Source organism: Paenibacillus sp. FSL H3-0321 (genome assembly GCF_038002865.1).
In the GTDB taxonomy this organism is placed as follows: Bacteria; Bacillota; Bacilli; order Paenibacillales; family Paenibacillaceae; genus Paenibacillus_AQ.
Genome location: NZ_JBBODH010000001.1, coordinates 1,760,520 through 1,778,404, shown reverse-complemented (window position 1 = coordinate 1,778,404; position 17,885 = coordinate 1,760,520). Strand labels below are relative to the sequence as shown.

Sequence of the window (17,885 nt, the reverse complement as noted above, 5' to 3'; positions counted from 1 at the left end):
GCGTTAAGGTGGAAGGGTAACAGAAACCAATTACGTAAGGGAGGGGCCATCATGACGGCCAATCAATTCAATAATACAATTACAGGAACACAGGACAATGCGGAAAACAGTTCTGCGGCAGCGCCTATCCAGTTTACCGGAGCGGACATGGTCAGAGATATTGTACTGCAATTCCCGAAGGCGGCAGATTATTTCAAGGGACAGCGGATCGATTTCTGCTGCGGAGGCGCAAAGGCGCTGGCCGAAGTGGCAGCTGAGAAAGGGCTTGACCCGGAGACACTGCTTGCAGATCTGCATAAGCTGCTGAAAGAGCATCCTGTGCTTGATGTAGATACTGCCTGGAATGAGGCATCTTCCGCTGAGCTGGTTGAGTATATTGTGAGCAAGCATCACCGCTACTTGCGCGAAGAGCTGCCCCTGATCAGTCAGAATGTAACCAAGGTATTCCGCGTCCATGGCGAGGATTCTCCGCATCTGGCCGAAGTTTACCGGTTATTTAACCTTCTGCGGGAAGATTTGCTGCAGCATACAGCGAAGGAGGAGGAATCTGAGTTTCCTAAGATGCTGGCGTACTCCGAGAATCCGAGCGAAGAAGGATTGGCCGAGCTGCGCGGGCTGCTGCATACGCTGGAAGAAGAGCATGACGGAGCCGGTGAGATTTTGCGGGAGCTCCGCAGAGTTACGAACGACTTCACTCCGCCAGAGCATGCCTGCACAACCTACCGCCTGACCTATGCCCGCCTGGAGGAGCTAGAGGGAATGACCTTCGAGCATGTGCATCTGGAGAATAATATCCTGTTCCTGCGTTATCAGTAAAATTGAGCACGCTGTTCTCAAAGTCCCTGCGGGGACTTTTTTTCTTCTGACCGCTCCGCTGCCTGATTAACGCCCGGAATTTATCGTTTGAGAACAAAGCTAGTTTGCGTTATTCTTAAAAGATAGTATACATAATGACTAAAGACCTGAGAAAATGATTGAGGTTATGATCGGGCGGAAGAGGGCGGTGCCGGGAATGTCCACGAAATTTCTGTGGCGTTTATGGTTAGGATTAATTATCATTGCGACGGTAGGCGGATGCTCGTCATTTGGTTCAGATGCGAACGGAAACAATGCCGCAGCCGGGGCTGCAGGCCCTACTTTTTCACTGATGGCCGGTGATAATGAGCTGGCAGGGAACTCGGGGAGACTGCTCAGCGAAGCCTACAAGCCGGGAATAACGCTTATAGAATTGCTGAAGAGTAGCGGTGTTGTTACTTTTGCCGAAGACGGATTTAGCATATTGGCAGTCAATAAAATATTTCTTGCCCCGGACATGATCTGGCAGATTCAGCTTGGCGGCAAAATCATAACCGATTGGAATAGTCCAGTCTCGCGTGAACAGGCGATTGTAATTACTGCGAAGCCGGCAGCCGGAGATGCCCCGCTTCTGCCCATCATTCTTGTAGTGAACGGCGGGAGCGAGCAGCCCGATCTGACACATTCGCATATTTTATCCTATAGCGAGGATCTGTCTGTCCGGGGTCTGCTGAAAAGTAGCGGAATTGTTCGGTTGGCGGAAGACAACAAGACGGTACTCACGGTTATGGGATATACTCCGCTCACCAGTGAAGACTGGAAGCTGAAGGTGAACGACAAAACGCTGCTTGACAGCGGAATTGATATGAAGCTCAGACCTCAAGATATACTCGAGATTTCACTGGTTCTCCGGTAAGGTGATAAATAACATAGCCAGTTGTCCTTAATGCAAGAGGAAGATTAAGGGGAGCGGGCTATTTTTCTATCACCAAAAAACCTTACATATGCTGGCATAAAAATATGTGAAAACATTCACATTTATTGTGATTTCAATCACAAATGCTCTTCAAATTTAAAACGTATAATTTTGTTATCAGATAAGTATATGAAGAAATCCAGAAGCATTGAGGAGGGTCTTAACAGTGACCGTGGAGAGAGAAAAGTTAGTTTTGATAGGGAATGGTATGGCTGGCGTAGGTACTATCGAACAGATCCTTAAGCTTGGCGGCACTTATGATATTACGATCTTTGGAAGCGAGCCTCATCCGAACTACAACCGGATAATGCTGTCCTATGTCCTCGAAGGAAGCAAGAGCATTGAGGATATCATTCTGAACGACCGGCAGTGGTACGAGGATAACCATATTACTCTGCATACTGGAACCACTGTTGTCCGGATTGATGAAGCCTCCCGTCAGATCATTACAGATAATGGAATGTCGGTTCCTTACGATAAAGTTATTATTGCAACAGGTTCAAATTCATTCATTCTGCCGGTACCGGGCAGCACAAAGGATGGAGTTGTAGGCTTCCGCGACATTGCGGATTGCGACGCCATGCTGGCTGCAGCACAGCAATACCGCACAGCGGCGGTGATTGGCGGCGGACTGCTTGGTCTTGAAGCAGCCAAAGGACTTGTGAACCTCGGCATGGATGTTACCGTCGTGCATCTGCTGGAGGATTTGATGGAGCGTCAGCTTGACCATACTGCTTCCTCCATGCTTCAAGCTGAGCTTGAACGACAGGGCGTGAAGTTTGCCATGGGAAAACAGACGGTTGAGCTGACCGGGGAGGAACGGGTAGACGGCCTGCGTTTCAGTGATGGAACCGAGCTGCAATCAGATTTTGTAGTGATGGCGGTCGGAATCAAACCGAATGTCCAACTGGCTAAAGACAGCGGCATCACAGTTAACCGCGGAATTGTCGTGAACGATTATCTCCAGACCTCGATGGCGAATGTCTATTCTGTAGGAGAATGTACGGAGCACCGCGGCACTTGCTACGGGCTGGTAGCTCCACTGTTCGAGCAGGGGATGGTGCTGGCGAAGCATTTGTGCGGCGCCTCCACCCAGCCGTATGAAGGTTCTGTCGTAGCCACCAAGCTGAAGATCTCGGGTGTGGATGTCTTTTCTGCCGGTGATTTCACTGAAACAGCGGAGCATACCGTCATTTCGGCTAAAGATGAATGGAAGAGAACCTATAAGAAAATTCTGCTCAGAAACAATATTATTGTCGGTGCAGTCCTGTTCGGCGATGTAACTGAATCCGCCAGTCTGCAGAAGCTGGTCAAGCAGGGCACCGAAATGACCGACGAAATTTATGGCGAAGTAATGGGCACGGGCTGCTGCGGCGGAGGAAGTGCGAAAAAAGGCTTGTCAGTCGAAACGATGGCTGATGAGGAGATCGTCTGCGGCTGCAACGGCGTGACCAAGAAGGCGATCGTTGATGCCGTTACGGAGAATGGTTTTACCACGGTAGACGAAATTAAAGCGTGCACCGGAGCTACCCGCTCCTGCGGTGGCTGCAAGCCGGTTGTCGAGCAGATTCTGCAGTTTGTTCTCGGTGACAGCTTCCAGGAAAGTGCGAAGCAGGGGATTTGCGGATGCACCACCTTGAGCCGCGATGAGATTGTAGCAGAGATTACCGCTAAAGGCTTGAAAACGACCAAAGAGGTTATGAATGTGCTGGGCTGGAAACAAGCAGAAGGCTGCTCCAAATGTCGTCCGGCTGTGAACTATTATCTCGGCATGATCTACCCGGATACCCATGAGGATGAGAAGGAATCGCGGTTCGTCAACGAACGGATGAGTGCGAACATCCAGAAAGACGGCACCTTCACCGTTATTCCACGGATGTACGGCGGTGTAACTACACCGGAAGACCTGAGACGAATTGCTGATGTTTCCTTGAAATATAACGTGAAGGTTGTAAAAGTGACCGGTGGTCAGCGTCTGGATCTGGTCGGTATCCAAAAAGAGGATGTGCCTAAAGTATGGGAGGAGCTGGATATGCCTTCCGGTTATGGCTATGCGAAATCGCTTCGTACGGTAAAAACTTGTGTAGGTTCGCAGTTCTGCCGCTTCGGGACACAGGATTCCATGGGTATGGGAGCTTTTATTGAACGTAAATATGAACGCCTTGATTTGCCGGCCAAATTCAAAATAGCAGTCAACGGCTGCCCGCGCAACTGTGCGGAATCCTGCACGAAGGATATCGGCATCGTCGGCAACGACGGCGGCTGGGAAGTGTTCATTGGCGGCAACGGCGGGATCAAACCGCGGATAGCCGATGCCTTCTGCAAGGTGAAAACCGATGATGAGCTGATCGAAATCTGCTCCGCCGTGATTCAGTACTACCGTGAAACCGGGAACTACCTGGAAAGAACCTCGGAGTGGGTCGAACGCATGGGACTGGAAAATATTCAGAACGTGATTCTGAACAATGAGGACAACCGCAAGGAGCTGGCTGCACGGATTGATTTTGCCCTGGCACAGGTAACTGATCCTTGGAAAAAAATGCTGAATGACGACAGCACCCGCACCGCGCTGTTTGAGAAGGCAAGAATCTAATCATAACCCAAAAGGAGAGAGAACAATGGATAGCGCAAAACAAGAATACGCCGTAGGACCGGTACAGAGTTTCCTGCCGCAAATTGGACGTGTTGTAACAGCCGGGAATCTGGAGCTGGCCATATTCCGCACCTCGGACGGAGCTTTCTATGCCGTAGAGAACAGCAGCCCTCATCCCAAGGGTGGGCCTCTCGCTGAGGGAATCGTATCGGGACATTATTTGTACGATCCGCTGTATGACTGGAAGATTGATCTTCGCAGCGGCGAGGTTCAGGCACCGGACCACGGTACAGTTGCAACCTTTCCCGTTTCTCTTGACGGAGATATTGTGAAAGTCAGCCTGCAACAGGCAGTTTTTCAAAGCTAAATTAAGATGAGGAATGGCGGGGTGGAGAGATGTTTACGCAAAGTGTCGAGAACATCGTAGAAACAGCAGTAGGCAAACGCGACAAAATGAACGAGAGTCTGCCGAGGTATTTTCTGGCTGCAATATTGGCCGGGGCTTACGTTGGGATCGGAATCATTCTTATTTTCTCACTCGGCGCACCGCTAGCGGCGGCCAAATCCCCTTTTCAGCCGCTTGTGATGGGCACCTCCTTCGGGATTGCACTGACACTGGTCGTATTTGCCGGATCTGAGCTGTTTACCGGGAACAATATGTTTTTTACCGTAAGTACACTTGCCGGAAGAACCAGTGTCTGGGATACGGTAAAGAACTGGATTATTGTATTTGTCGGCAATGTTGCCGGTGCGGTCATTCTGGCGCTGCTGATTCAAGGAACGGGCCTGTTCAATGCAGCTCCTGCTGAGCATCTGATCTTTACCGCTGCCGCCAAAAAAATGACACTGCCCTTCTCGGAGCTGTTCTTCCGCGGTATCCTCTGTAACTGGCTGGTCTGTCTGGCCTTGTGGATGTCCTCGCGTGCGAAAAGTGAAGCGGCAAAACTGGTGCTGATCTGGTGGTGTCTGTTCGCCTTTATCGCCAGCGGATATGAGCACAGTGTGGCTAACATGACACTGCTAAGCGTAGCCGTACTGCTGCCGAACCATCCGGAGACCATCAGCATTGCCGGCTGGCTGCATAACATGATTCCTGTTACCCTGGGCAATATCATCGGTGGTGGTGTGTTTGTTGGTATGGCCTATTGGCTGATTTCACCGGTGCGTGCTGCCCGAGGCAAACGTTAAGGTAATGATAAGTTTTGAATAGCAAGCAACTATAACTGTCTTGTGGGTCATAGCCCGCAGGACAGTTTTTTTGTTAAACTGTATCTGCACTGGGACTTTACATTAAGTCATATTGTTATTTTTTACAGGGAGAGATCTGCGATGAAGAGCTTCAATCATTTTGGGGTTTATGGAATTTGTGAACGCGAGGGCAGGCTGCTGGTCATACATAAAGGAAGAGGGGCTTACACCGGAAGATATGATCTTCCCGGGGGAAGGCTGGAGGAGAATGAATCGCTGGCTGATGGCTTGGTCAGAGAATTTGTGGAGGAAACCGGGTTGTCTGTAAAGGTGAGAGACAGTCTGGGCACCTTTGATTTTTTTGTACGCTATCAGGAGAATGACTTTACACATATGCATCACATCGCAGCGCTGTATACTGTGGATATCACGGACCCTCAACATGCTGTTACTATCGGCGTATTCGCGGAGCAGGATTCACTGGGGATGGAGTGGGTGGATCTGGCAGCCATTACGCTGGATTCGGCTTCACCAGTGGCGGTACTTGCAGCGGGTTGGCTAAGCGGAGGCAGCTTATCTCCAGAGGCTGGATATTATGGGGAATGGGAGATGAAAAGAGGCTCCATGTAGTATAGCTTCACAAATGGAACTCTGTCTTAAGGCAATACAAACGGAAAAAAAGACGCCCGCAAGCGTCTTAGACCACTCTATCTTTATTGTGAAGAAAATTTGGGCCCTATATGTTTCATTGAGGAGAATAGAGGGTATTATTACAAGGAAATTAAATACGGCAAATTTCGTTCGGACATAATTCACAGTGGCAGATTTCCTGCAGCATGCCAAGATCTTTAATTACGATCATGCCGTTTTCGTATTCCACAGCGTCTTTCTTGCGAAGGTCGCTTAGCATCCGGTTGACGCTCTCACGGGTAGCGCCGATCATGTTGGACAGATCCGTATGCGTAATTTTTTTGTTGATCAGAATGTTGTCGCCGTTCTTCTCGCCGTAAGTGTTGCCGAGGCGGATCAGCGTAGAACAAAGTGCGCCAGGTTTGCCGTACATCATCAAATCACGGAATTTCGTCTGGGTGAGACGGTGGTGAATGCCCATCCATTTCATAAAGTCGATGGCGAAATCACAGTGCTGGCAGATCAGAATCTCCAGATCCTTCTGCTCAATCACACCAACCTCGCTCTCCTCAATCACTTCTGCGGTGAAGCTGTGCTTCGTGCTGAAGAAAGGGTCTGCTTGGCCTACCATATCACCAGCCTGATACATATAAAGAATAAGTTCCTTACCCTCGTCAGTAGATTTGGTCAGTTTAACACGTCCACGTTTGATATAAAACAATTTATCCGAGTAGTCGCCTTCCCAAAACAAGTGAGATCCTTCAGGGACCATGCGTTCTTTCATTGTGACAAGAAGTCTGTTGAAGTTCTGTTCGGAGAAACAGTTTGTATTCCCGTGGGCTTCGATAACATTATAATGTTCCTTGATCATAATCGACATCCCCTTTATTCCCTCAGTTTTTCAGTAAATTTTAAATTAATTATACCTTGAAATCCCTCATTATGGGTAAAAATTTTCGCCAAAAAGTGTCGAATTTTTAACATTGTGATAATTTTCACTTCAAACGTGTGAGATTTAATATGCTTTTCAGGGCTGCTCAACTTCATTGATCATATCCTAAACTGCAGGATTCCTTCAACTCCGTAAAAATGCACATAACTCCATTACAGGCAGACATTGGCCAAGATTCTCCAGAAAGATACTCTTGAAGTGAGCGTCCGGCGTTTCCTGTGAGCACAGGGGGACGTGTGGATACAACTCGGGAGAAGGAGAAATCAGACATGGCAAAAGTGGCGGATAAATATTTAAAGGTCGATCCATGGGCGATCATTGAAGAGGGGTTTGACCCGGAAAGGAACCGTACCTCGGAATCGATTTTTTCACTGGGCAATGAGTATATGGGTGTGCGTGGTTATGCAGATGAAGGTTATAGCGGTGATTCACTGCCTGGCAGCTATTTTAATGGTCTGAACGAGCAGCAGGAGATTGGTAATCACTATAAGGGTATCATTCGTTCCTTGCGCTACATGGTAAATGCAGTGGACTGGCTGCACACCCGAATTACTGTGGACGGAGAAGTTCTGGATCTTGCAAAAAGCAAGGTTTCGGAGTTCAGCCGCAGACTGGATTATCAGAGCGGGACCTATTGCCGTGAATTCATCTGGCATCTGGAGTGCGGGAAGAATCTAAAAGTAACATTCACCCGGCTGGTCAGCATGACCCTGTCACATCTGGGGCTGCAGCAGGTTACCCTTCAGCCGCTGAATTTCTCAGGGACCGCAGAAGTGTGTGCAGGGCTTGATTTTAACATGATTCATGAGGAACGCGGGAAGAGTATGTGGAGAAGCCTTCGCAGCGGGGTGGAAGACGGCGTCACTGCGATTATGGCGGAAACGCTGACTACCGGCAATAAGCTGTTTAGCAGCTTTGTCCTGCAGTCTTCGCAGGTGATTAATGCTGTGCGGGTAGAACGGGATCGATTTATTGGCCAGCAGTTTACACTGGAGCTGACCCAGGGGAAAGCCGTGCATTACACGAAGCTTGCCGTCAATTGCACGGATAGTGACTCCTCACGGAGCGAAGATAGTCTGTGGGCAGAAGGAATGGAGCTTGCGGTTGCGGCAGGCAGACTAGACGAGCAAGCAGTATTCTCCGAACAAAAGACCTACTGGAGCGGCATCTGGCAGACCAGCGATATCCGCATCGAAGGAGATCCCGAGAACCAGCAGGGCATCCGCTTCTGTATCTTCCAGCTCTACCAGACATATCACGGTGACCATCCCGGCTTTAATATCGGTGCCAAAGGCTTAACGGGCGAGGCTTACCGTGGTCTTGCCTTCTGGGATACCGAGTCCTACTGCCTGCCGTTCTATATGTTCAATAATCCCAAGGCAGCTAAAAGCCTGCTCGAATTCCGCTATAAAACGCTGCCGGAAGCGATGATGCGCGCCAAAGACGTGGACTGCGAGGGAGCCTGTTATCCGATTGCCACGATTGACGGGACGGAGAGCTGCGACCTGTGGCAGCACTCTAATCTGCAGCTTCATGTTGGCACTGCCGTTTCCTACGGCATATGGCATTATGTGAAGAATACGGGCGACCGGGCCTTCCTGTACAGCAAAGGTGCAGAAATGCTGATCCAGATCAGCCGCTTCTATGCGACACGAGGGCAATGGGGACAGCGGAGCGGAGAATACGGCTATTTCGGTGTCATGGGTCCTGATGAGTTTCAATTGATGGTGAACAATAACTGCTATATCAACCTGATGGCCCAAAAATTGTTCGAATACACGCTGGCAACGGTCGCTGAAATGAAAGAGCAGGTACCTGATACGTTCGCCGGAGTGATGGCCAAGACGGGATTGCGTGACGAAGAATTAGCGGACTGGAGCCTTAAAGCGCAGCATATGCGGATTCCGCTGGACTCGAACAGCGGGATCTATGAGGAGCATGACGGATTTTTCGATATGCCGCATATTGATATTCATTCCATACCTGTCACGGATTTTCCGCTTTATGCGAATTGGTCCTATGACCGTCTCTACCGTTACGACATGATCAAGCAGCCTGATGTGCTGATGTTCATGTTCCTGTACAGCGGGCAGTTCTCCAGAGAAGCCAAAGTGGCGAACTATGAATATTACGAACCCAGATGTATCCATGAGTCTTCACTCTCTCCGTCGATCCATTCCATCCTGGCCAGTGAAATCGGCAAACATGAGGAGGCTTATACCTTCTTTGAATTTGCCACCCGGCTTGATCTGGATAATTATAACCGCAACACCCGGGAAGGCCTGCACACCACTTCAATTGCTGCCGCATGGATGAATATTGTATACGGCTTTGGCGGTATGCGTTCTGATGGCGATTGTCTGAGCTTCCAGCCTTATCTTCCGCAGCGCTGGACCTCTTACAGCTTCCAGGTGATGTATGAGGGAGTGCTGCTGCGCATCGAGGTCACGAAGGACGCGGTAAGCTTTAAAGCTGTGGATGGCGGAAGTACGGAGATTGTTGTCTATGGACAACAGTTGAAGGTGGATGCTGCCGGCACAGCGATTCCGCTGGGTGAAGGGATGTTGGCCGGATGAGCTGGACAGTAGCAGAGCATGGCTTCGACATAAGCAAGGTGACGACGAACGGAAACAAATATATGACCGGCAACGGCTATATGGGTTACCGCGGTACGCTGGAGGAATTCACCAAGGAGCAGCTGACAGCTGTAACTCTGGCCGGATTGTACGACAAATCCGGCGAGCAATGGCGAGAGCCGGTGAACGCTCCAAACGGTCTGTTCACCAAGTTGAGCTGCAATGGCCAGCCGCTTGGAGTTCTGGAGGCTGATCCGCTGTCCCATTGTCAGGAGCTGGACTTCCGTAACGCTGTCCATCGGCGGGAGACTGAATACGGGTTCCGCGGCGGCAAGCTGACCTTCACGGCCGAACGGTTTGTCAGCATGGATCAGCTGCATTTACTGGCAGGCAGGCTGACCCTGCACAGCACAGCGGATTGCCGTCTCTATATTGAGACCGGCATCGACGGAGAGGTGTGGGATATTAATGGCCCACATCTCACGGAGAGAAAAGAACAGTTCAAGGCAGGGACAGCCCTCTCCACTGCCATAACCGGAGAGTTGAAACTGCCGGTAGCTGTTGCGGAGAGGGCAGCTTTCACCTTTGATGTTCAGGAAACCGCCGGGGAAGGTGCCATGCGTGTGATCTCTTTTGACGCGAAGGCGGGAGAAACCTACGAATGGTTCAAATATGTTGCGGTTTATACCGGGCTTGATAACGCTGGCGATCCGGCAGCGGCAGCGGAGCAGGAGGTCCTGACCGCGGAAATGGCAGGCTACGAAGAGCTGCTCAAGGCTCACTGCGCGGTTTGGGAGGAGCGGTGGTCACGCTGCGATTGCCGGATTGAAGGTGATGAGGCGGCCCAGTTTGCGCTGAGGTACAGCATTTATCAGCTGCTGATTATTGCACCCGCCGAATCGGAGAAGGTTTCGATTCCGGCGCGGGGGTTATCCGGGCAAGTGTATAAAGGTGCCGTGTTCTGGGACACGGAAATGTTCATGCTGCCTTTTTTTCTGCACAGCGATCCCCGGATTGCCCGCAATCTGATGATGTACCGCATCCATACACTGGATGGAGCGCGCCGCAAGGCAGCGGAATACGGATTTCTTGGCGCTTTTTATGCCTGGGAAAGCCAGGACAGCGGAGACGATGCCTGTACATTATTTAATGTAAATGATATATTTACCGGCCGTCCGATGCGGACTTACTTCCGTGACAAGCAGGTGCATATCAGCGCGGATGTGGTGCACGGGATCTGGCAATACGTAACGTTTACCGGTGATGACAGTCTGCTGGTGGACGGTGGGGCAGAAGTGATCTGGGAATGTGCCCGCTTCTTCTATTCTTATGCCTACTATAACCCGGTCAAAAAACGGTATGAGATCCTCGATGTTACCGGGCCGGACGAATATCATGAGCGGGTGAACAACAACGCTTTTACAAATGCGCTGGTGAAGGAGACACTGGAAATCGCCCTGCGGGTTGTGCAGTTGCTGCAGGACAAATATCCCGGGCATTACCCGGGACTTGCAGCATTGTTTGCGGATGGACCTTTCGTGGCGGAATTTAACGAGATGCTGGAGCATTTTTATGTTCCACAGCCTGATCCGGAGAATCTTGTGATTGAGCAGTTCGACCGTTATTTCAAATTGGAAGAGGTGACACTTTCCGAGCTGAAATCCCGGGTCATCAACAAAAATGAATATTGGGGCGGCGGCAGCGGGCTGGCCACTACCACGACTATTCTGAAACAGGCTGATGTTGTGCTGATGCTGAATCTGTTCAAAGCTTCCTTCTCTAAGGAAGTGAAACAGGCAAACTGGGAATTCTATGAGCCGCGCACCGAGCATGGCTCCAGCCTCAGCCCCTGTATCTACGCATTGGTGGCCGCCGACATCGGCTCGCCTGATTGGGGATATCCGTATTTCATGCGTACAGCCACGGTTGATCTTACCGGGGAGTCGAAGCAATATGTCGGTGACCTCTACATCGGGGGAACCCATCCGGCCGCGAACGGCGGCGCCTGGATGGCTGCAGTACTCGGCTTTGCAGGGGTACAGTTTGACGGTGAAGTGCTGCACCTAAATCCTGCGCTGCCGGGACCGTGGCAGTCTGTGGAATTGCCTGTGATTCTGCGAGGAGGACTCTTCAGACTGCGGATCAGCCGAAATGAAGTGGCAGTCACTGCGGCTGCGGACAACCGCGAGCCATTGGCCATCAGCGCATTTGGCGGCGGGTGCGTGTTGTGTCTGCCGGGCGCCAAACTCCGTCTCTTGAATAGCGTAGCCGCCAGTGAGTAGGAGAGGACGGGCAAGGAAAGTTCATTAGAGAGGAAAGAAAATAAATGCTGGAACATATGAAAGGCGCAATCTTTGATCTCGACGGTGTGATTGTGGATACGGCCAAATATCATTTTTTGGCCTGGCGTTCACTTGCCGAGGAGCTTGGCTTCGTGTTTACAGAGGAACACAATGAACGGCTTAAGGGGGTGAGCCGGACGAGATCGCTGGACATTCTGCTGGAAATCGGCGGCATGGAATTCAGTGAAGCGGAGAAGCTTGCCATGGCAGACAAGAAAAACCGCCTGTATGTAGAGTACATCTCCGGTCTGAATGAATCTGCACTGCTGCCCGGCGTTAAGGGATACTTGAACAGCCTGAGAGCGCGTGGTGTGGCTATTGCCCTCGGTTCAGCCAGCAAAAATGCTGCGTTCATTCTGGATAAGCTGAACATTGCCGGATTATTTGATGCGGTTGTTGACGGCAACAAGGTAACCCTTGCCAAGCCGGACCCGGAAGTATTTCAAACTGCCTGCAAGGAGCTTGGTTTGCAGCCCGGCGAGTGCGTGGTGTTCGAGGATGCAGAGGCTGGCGTTGCAGCAGGCAAAGCGGCAGGGATGCTGGTTGTCGGTATCGGTAAACCGGAGGTGTTGAAGGAAGCTGATCTGGTGGTTGCCGGATTGCATGAACTGTAAGGCCTTGATAGACTAATGATAGAAGAGGATAAATTATCCTCCGTCTCATTATTCTATTATAGAAGGAAAGTATGAGGGATGCAGATGGAAACGTTGTTGTTATGGCCGGAGGGAGCTCCGGGAGCTCTGGGAAGTAGCGATGAGGACAGTCCGGCGATTACGCCGTATCTGGTAGAAGGAAAGCACAATGCTGCGGTATTGATATGCCCGGGTGGCGGCTACGGCATGCGGGCATATCATGAAGGGGAGCCGATAGCCGAGTGGCTGAATACACTGGGAATCTCAGCCTTTGTACTGCGCTATCGTGTGGCGCCATATCAATATCCAAGCGCGCTGCAAGACGCCCAAAGAGCACTGCGCACAATCCGCTTCCGTGCTGGCGAATACGGAATTGATCCCGGCAAACTTGGAATCCTGGGCTTCTCTGCCGGCGGACATCTCGCTTCGACCACTGGAGTCTCGTTTGACCGGGAAAATGCCGGGGCGGCCGAATCTCTGGACCGTCAGTCCAGCCGCCCGGACTTCATGATCCTGTGTTACCCGGTGATCACTATGTACGCCGCGGCAGCTCATGAAGGCTCCAGAACCAATCTGCTCGGGGAGACTGCGGAGGAGGAGCTGGTCAAGCTGCTCAGCAGTGAACTGCAAGTAACAGCGGACACTCCGCCAACCTTCCTCTGGCACACCTCAGATGACGGTTCAGTACCTGTGGCGAACAGCCTGCTGTTCGCCGCCGAATTAGAACGTCATCATATTCCGTTCGATCTGCATGTATACGCGCACGGGAGACATGGGCTCGGCCTGGCGGATGAAGAACCTCATACCCGCACTTGGACAGAGGCATGCGCTTCCTGGCTGCAACTGAACGGCTATGCCAAACAGCGCTAATATTTAGCTATAAGGAAATGCAAGGGAACTGTCCTGTGACAGTTCCTTTTTTGCCTGCCCACCGGAGAAATTGCATACAAATGCCCATAATAAACTTTAAAATAAACATATGTAAGCGCTTATTCATTTGATATATTATTGAAACTGGAGGTGTATCCAGATGTTGTCTGCACTTATGAAGCCGCTCGTCAGGCTGAACGTCAAGCAGCAGCTGATCCTGCTGTTTCTGATTATGGTCTCACCTATACTGATCCTGAACAGCTACGGAAATTACAAGGCGGAGGAGATTTTGAAGCGGCATGTCACCAATGCTTATGTAGAGCTGAATAAACAGAATTTTGCAATCATTAACAGGGACATTGATACAGTAAACAAAATCACTACGACGGTCATCCAGAACCCGATCCTGCAGCAGCTGAACATGCAAGGTGATGATACGGTATTGGAGCGGGTCGAACGTTATGAAACGATTGAAAAGCTCCTGGGGAGTTATTCACAGGGAGCCGAACACGGCGACGGAATCTTTTACTCTCTCTATGTGTACGATCCGGATAACTATTATTTTTTCGCACCTAACTTCCCGCAGGTGAAGAAAGCAGGCGTTTATTTTTTCTCCACAGGTGAGGAGCCGTATTGGTTCGATCAGGTGGTGCATGAGAAGGGCCGGGGGTATCTCATGTTTACGGAAAGACTCAGTCCGCAGGCCGAAAATATGAAGACACTCACCTACGTCAGAGCGGTCAACAACATTTACAGGGGAACAGGGACGATAGGCGTGCTGGTGGTGACCAAGATGGAATCCAAGATCGGCGAATCACTGAAATCCATCTCTCTGCCTGACGGAGAAATTTACTTAACGGATATGAGCAACCGTGTGCTGGCGTCCACTACAAATTCCACCGGTGAAGTGATTAAGCTGCCGGAGGGGGCAGAGAGCGGGGATCCCGAAGGGACGCGGGATGTGATTACAGATGATTTCATTTATGTTGTGAACAATAATCATATGCTGGGGCAGAAGCTGGTTTATAAGGTTCCGGTAAAAGCGCTGCTGCAGCAGCAGAATGAAATGAAGCAGGTCATTCAATACATAACGGTCGCTTATGCGCTATTCGGGATTATCATCATCACCTATTTTTGGCGCTCCCTAATGACACCGCTGCAGAAGCTGGCCTTTTTCGTCCGGAAATTTGAACCGGGGAACCGTGTGCCCGAAACGCCCAGAAGAGGGACCAACGACGAAGTCAGCGTCCTGATCTCCTCGACCTATGATATGGCCCGCAGGTTAAACGGCTTGATTATGTATAAATACCAAATGGAGCTGAAGCAGAAAGAATCCCAGCTGCAGCTGCTTTATCAGCAGATCAACCCACATTTGTTGTATAACACGCTGGAGAGCATCTACTGGAAAAGCTCGCTGGAAGGTAACGTGGAATCGGCGGAAATGATCAAGGAACTATCCAAGCTGATGAAAATCAGCCTGAGCCGGGGCAGGGAACTGATTACGCTGGAAGAAGAACTGGAGCATGCCAGTGCCTATATCAAACTGCAGCAGCACCGCTATGATTATGTTTTTGCTGTCATCTGGAGAATAGAGCCGGACACCAAAAGCAATCTGATTCCCAAGATCACTTTACAGCCATTGATTGAGAATGCCATCATACACGGTGTCAAAAACATGGATGAGGACGGAGAGATTATCATCAGCGCAAGCGCGCAGGATGACGTCATCCATATCACAATTGAAGACAACGGATATAAGCAGGCCGACTATGAGGCGATTAGGCAGGTGCTGAACGATGAGAGCCCGAACCCTGCCAGCGGCTATGGCATCCGCAATATTAATCAACGCGTGCATTTGCATTTTGGTCCTGATTATGGAATCAGTTATGCGCCGCGCCGGGAGGGCGGGACGGTAGTGACCGTCAAGCTTCCGAAGTCGGAGAATCAGGAATAGAGAGGAGAATCTGCATATGTTCAATATTTTGGTTGTGGACGATGAACCGCTCATTTGCAAAGGACTTAGCAGCCTGCTTGCTTCCTCTGGGCTGGATATCGGCCATATCTATACCGCGAACAGCGGTTTTGAGGCGCTGGATTGCGTTCGCATGGAAGAGATTGATCTGCTTGTTACCGATATCCAGATGGGAGCGATGAGCGGCATTGAACTGATGCAGCATGCGAAGCTGGCGAAACCCTGGGTGCAGACCATCGTCATTTCCGCCCATGAAACCTTTCAATATGCTCAAATGGCCGTAAGGCTGGGAGCTAAGGATTATTTGATTAAACCGCTGAACAGTGAGCAGTTTCTCGACTCGGTACGCAATGTGCTGCTCAAGATGGATAAGCCATCACCGGAGCTGGCGACTTTAATGAGCGGTATCGGCGAAAGCTTCCGGCTTGAGGAGCCGCTTCCGGCATACAGTCAGCTATTGAATGCGTTGCTGGCTGATCCGGGCGTTGTGATAGGCGATGAGGAAGGGATGCGCAAGCTGGATGAACTGCAGCTGAAGGGGCCTTATTTCTCGTTAATCAAGCTCAAGCTTCCGGGAGTAGGTCTGGGCAAGAAGTACAATGCCCGCGATAACGGCTTGCTGCGTTACGGTGTGCTTAACATCGCCAAAGAGCTGCTGGATCAGGAGTGGAGCTCCATTGCTTTTTATTCTCCCGGGGAAGAAATTACCGTTATCATCCAGTGGGATGAGAAAAGCTATGAGGAATCGGCGGCAGGCCAGGTAGGCAGGCTGGATATGCTCGGCCGCAGTCTGCATTTTAATATCCATAAATACCTGCATCTGAACGTGGTGATCGGGATCAGTCAGATTCTCAAGGGATTGTCGTTCATGGAGGTGCTGAACCGTCAGGCTTCCAAGGCTATTCTGTGGAACAAGGAACATAACGATCATTATGTGTTTTACTACGGAGATTTCAATTGGAACAATTATACCGCCGACCCCTCTGCAGAGGAGCTGCATACACGCAGCAATCTGATCGTACAGAAGGCCAAGGAATACATCGACGAGAATTACGCCCAGAAGGGCTTGACCATTCACGAGGTAGCTAAAAAAAATCATGTCAGCCCCAATTATTTAAGCTATCTGTTCAAAAAAAATACGGGCCACAACCTGTGGGAATATGTTATTAAGCTGCGGATGGAGGACAGCCGGGAGATGATTCTGCATACGGACCTGCGCCGTTATGAGATTGCCGAGCGGGTCGGCTACGAGTCACCGGAGCATTTCAGCAAGATTTTCAAAAAATATTATGGAATCAGCCCCAGTGAATTGAAGAAGTAAGAACGCTCACTACTTCGGTAGATATAGACATGTTCAGCCTCCCCCGCCTTTCCTACAATTAAGGTAGGAAGCACTTTGTCAAAGTGCTGAAGACGAAAGGAATGAGGGAGCAAGATGAACCAGACCGCTGCGTTACACGAGGAGCTGCCGGCGAAGCTCGAGAACAAACCGTACAAACAGAATCGCTGGAAAAAAAACTTTTGGGGCTATATGTTCCTTCTGCCAGCAATCATCATCTTTATCATGTTTATGTGGGTGCCTATTTTTAAAGGTTTTTTGTACAGCTTCTATACTGTAGATTTCGTTAAAGGCAATACCTTTGTCGGCATGGACAATTATGCGAGAGCCCTCACGGACCCCGATGTTCTGATTGCTGTCAAAAATACAGTCTACTATATGGGACTCTGTCTGGTTATAGGCTTTTGGGTACCGATCGCTTTTGCTATCGCTATCTCGGAACTGAGAAAATTCGGCGGTTTTGTACGCGTTGCGGCTTATCTGCCTTATGTTATGCCGGCCGTAGTGCTCTATGGGCTGTGGAGATGGCTGTATGATCCCGTAGGCCCGATCAATGCCTTGCTGGGCACGATGGGTGCAGACCAGATCCCGTTTCTGACGGACAGCAGGTGGTCGATGATCTCACTGGTGTTCATGGAAACCTGGCAGCAGTTCGGCTCCGGGATGCTGATTTATCTGGCAGCCGTGCTCAGTATTCCACGCGACTGGTATGAAGCTGCGGAAATTGACGGTGCCGGTGTCTGGGCCCGTATCCGCCATATCACACTTCCTTCACTGCGCAATCTGATTATCCTGATGCTGATCCTGCAGGTCATCGCGACTTCCCAGGGATACCAATCACAGCTGGCATTGCTTGACGGCGGACCCAATAAGACGACGCTGACCTATGCGCTGCTAATTGTGAAGTATGCATTTACCAGACTGGATTATGGAACCGCGACTGCACTGGGCATGCTGATGTTTGTTGTCCTCGGCGGTTTGGGCATTTTACAGTTCAAGCTGAATAAGGAGGACAACTAA

At 50.4% G+C, this 17,885-nt stretch carries 14 protein-coding genes; 13 read left to right on the top strand and 1 reads right to left on the bottom strand.

The features are described from left to right. The first annotated feature begins 147 nt into the window (after positions 1–147). From ric to MHI45_RS07855, 6 genes are all read left to right on the top strand, one after another. Positions 148–816: an iron-sulfur cluster repair di-iron protein gene (gene ric, locus MHI45_RS07880; protein ID WP_341119146.1), complete on the top strand. Its 669-nt coding sequence runs from the start codon at positions 148–150 to the stop codon at positions 814–816. 196 nt (positions 817–1,012) lie between these two features. Beyond that, on the top strand, positions 1,013–1,711 hold the full coding sequence (locus MHI45_RS07875) for a hypothetical protein (RefSeq protein ID WP_341118943.1): 699 nt from the start codon (positions 1,013–1,015) through the stop codon (positions 1,709–1,711). Between the two features lie 226 nt (positions 1,712–1,937). Then, entirely contained in the window at positions 1,938–4,364 is a 2,427-nt protein-coding gene (nirB, locus tag MHI45_RS07870; RefSeq protein ID WP_341118942.1) for a nitrite reductase large subunit NirB, read from the top strand. A gap of 25 nt (positions 4,365–4,389) precedes the next feature. Continuing rightward, positions 4,390–4,731, top strand: coding sequence for a nitrite reductase small subunit NirD (gene nirD / locus MHI45_RS07865; protein ID WP_038594983.1), 342 nt, complete (start codon positions 4,390–4,392; stop codon positions 4,729–4,731). A 29-nt stretch (positions 4,732–4,760) separates the two neighbouring features. Next, positions 4,761–5,552, top strand: a complete 792-nt coding sequence (locus MHI45_RS07860; protein WP_076108849.1) for a formate/nitrite transporter family protein — start codon at positions 4,761–4,763, stop codon at positions 5,550–5,552. Between the two features lie 141 nt (positions 5,553–5,693). After that, on the top strand, positions 5,694–6,182 hold the full coding sequence (locus MHI45_RS07855) for an NUDIX hydrolase (protein WP_340897271.1): 489 nt from the start codon (positions 5,694–5,696) through the stop codon (positions 6,180–6,182). 151 nt (positions 6,183–6,333) lie between these two features. Here the strand turns inward: MHI45_RS07855 and MHI45_RS07850 are convergent, their stop codons facing one another. Next, positions 6,334–7,053 (bottom strand): Crp/Fnr family transcriptional regulator, encoded by a 720-nt coding sequence (locus MHI45_RS07850; RefSeq protein ID WP_379140765.1) that lies wholly within the window; start codon positions 7,051–7,053, stop codon positions 6,334–6,336. A 350-nt stretch (positions 7,054–7,403) separates the two neighbouring features. On the opposite strand from MHI45_RS07850, the gene MHI45_RS07845 reads away from it, so the two are divergent. The 7 genes from MHI45_RS07845 (at position 7,404) to MHI45_RS07815 (ending at position 17,885) form a co-directional block, all read left to right on the top strand. After that, positions 7,404–9,710: a glycoside hydrolase family 65 protein gene (locus tag MHI45_RS07845; protein WP_340897272.1), complete on the top strand. Its 2,307-nt coding sequence runs from the start codon at positions 7,404–7,406 to the stop codon at positions 9,708–9,710. After that, a complete protein-coding gene (locus tag MHI45_RS07840) occupies positions 9,707–11,992 on the top strand; it encodes a glycosyl hydrolase family 65 protein (RefSeq protein ID WP_340897273.1) in 2,286 nt (761 codons plus the stop codon). Before MHI45_RS07845 ends, MHI45_RS07840 begins: the two co-directional genes overlap by 4 nt. Before the next feature lie 44 nt (positions 11,993–12,036). Then, the gene (pgmB, locus tag MHI45_RS07835) at positions 12,037–12,666 is read left to right on the top strand and encodes a beta-phosphoglucomutase (RefSeq protein WP_340897275.1); all 630 of its coding nucleotides are present in this window, start codon (positions 12,037–12,039) and stop codon (positions 12,664–12,666) included. Between the two features lie 84 nt (positions 12,667–12,750). Continuing rightward, positions 12,751–13,554 (top strand): alpha/beta hydrolase, encoded by an 804-nt coding sequence (locus MHI45_RS07830; RefSeq protein ID WP_076109006.1) that lies wholly within the window; start codon positions 12,751–12,753, stop codon positions 13,552–13,554. Positions 13,555–13,714: 160 nt separating this feature from the next. Then, a complete protein-coding gene (locus tag MHI45_RS07825; RefSeq protein ID WP_076108854.1) occupies positions 13,715–15,508 on the top strand; it encodes a cache domain-containing sensor histidine kinase in 1,794 nt (597 codons plus the stop codon). 16 nt (positions 15,509–15,524) lie between these two features. Next, positions 15,525–16,847 carry a response regulator gene (locus MHI45_RS07820; RefSeq protein WP_340897278.1) on the top strand — a complete coding sequence of 441 codons (1,323 nt, stop codon included), beginning with the start codon at positions 15,525–15,527 and terminating at the stop codon, positions 16,845–16,847. Between the two features lie 114 nt (positions 16,848–16,961). Further along, on the top strand, positions 16,962–17,885 hold the full coding sequence (locus tag MHI45_RS07815) for a carbohydrate ABC transporter permease (RefSeq protein WP_038594970.1): 924 nt from the start codon (positions 16,962–16,964) through the stop codon (positions 17,883–17,885).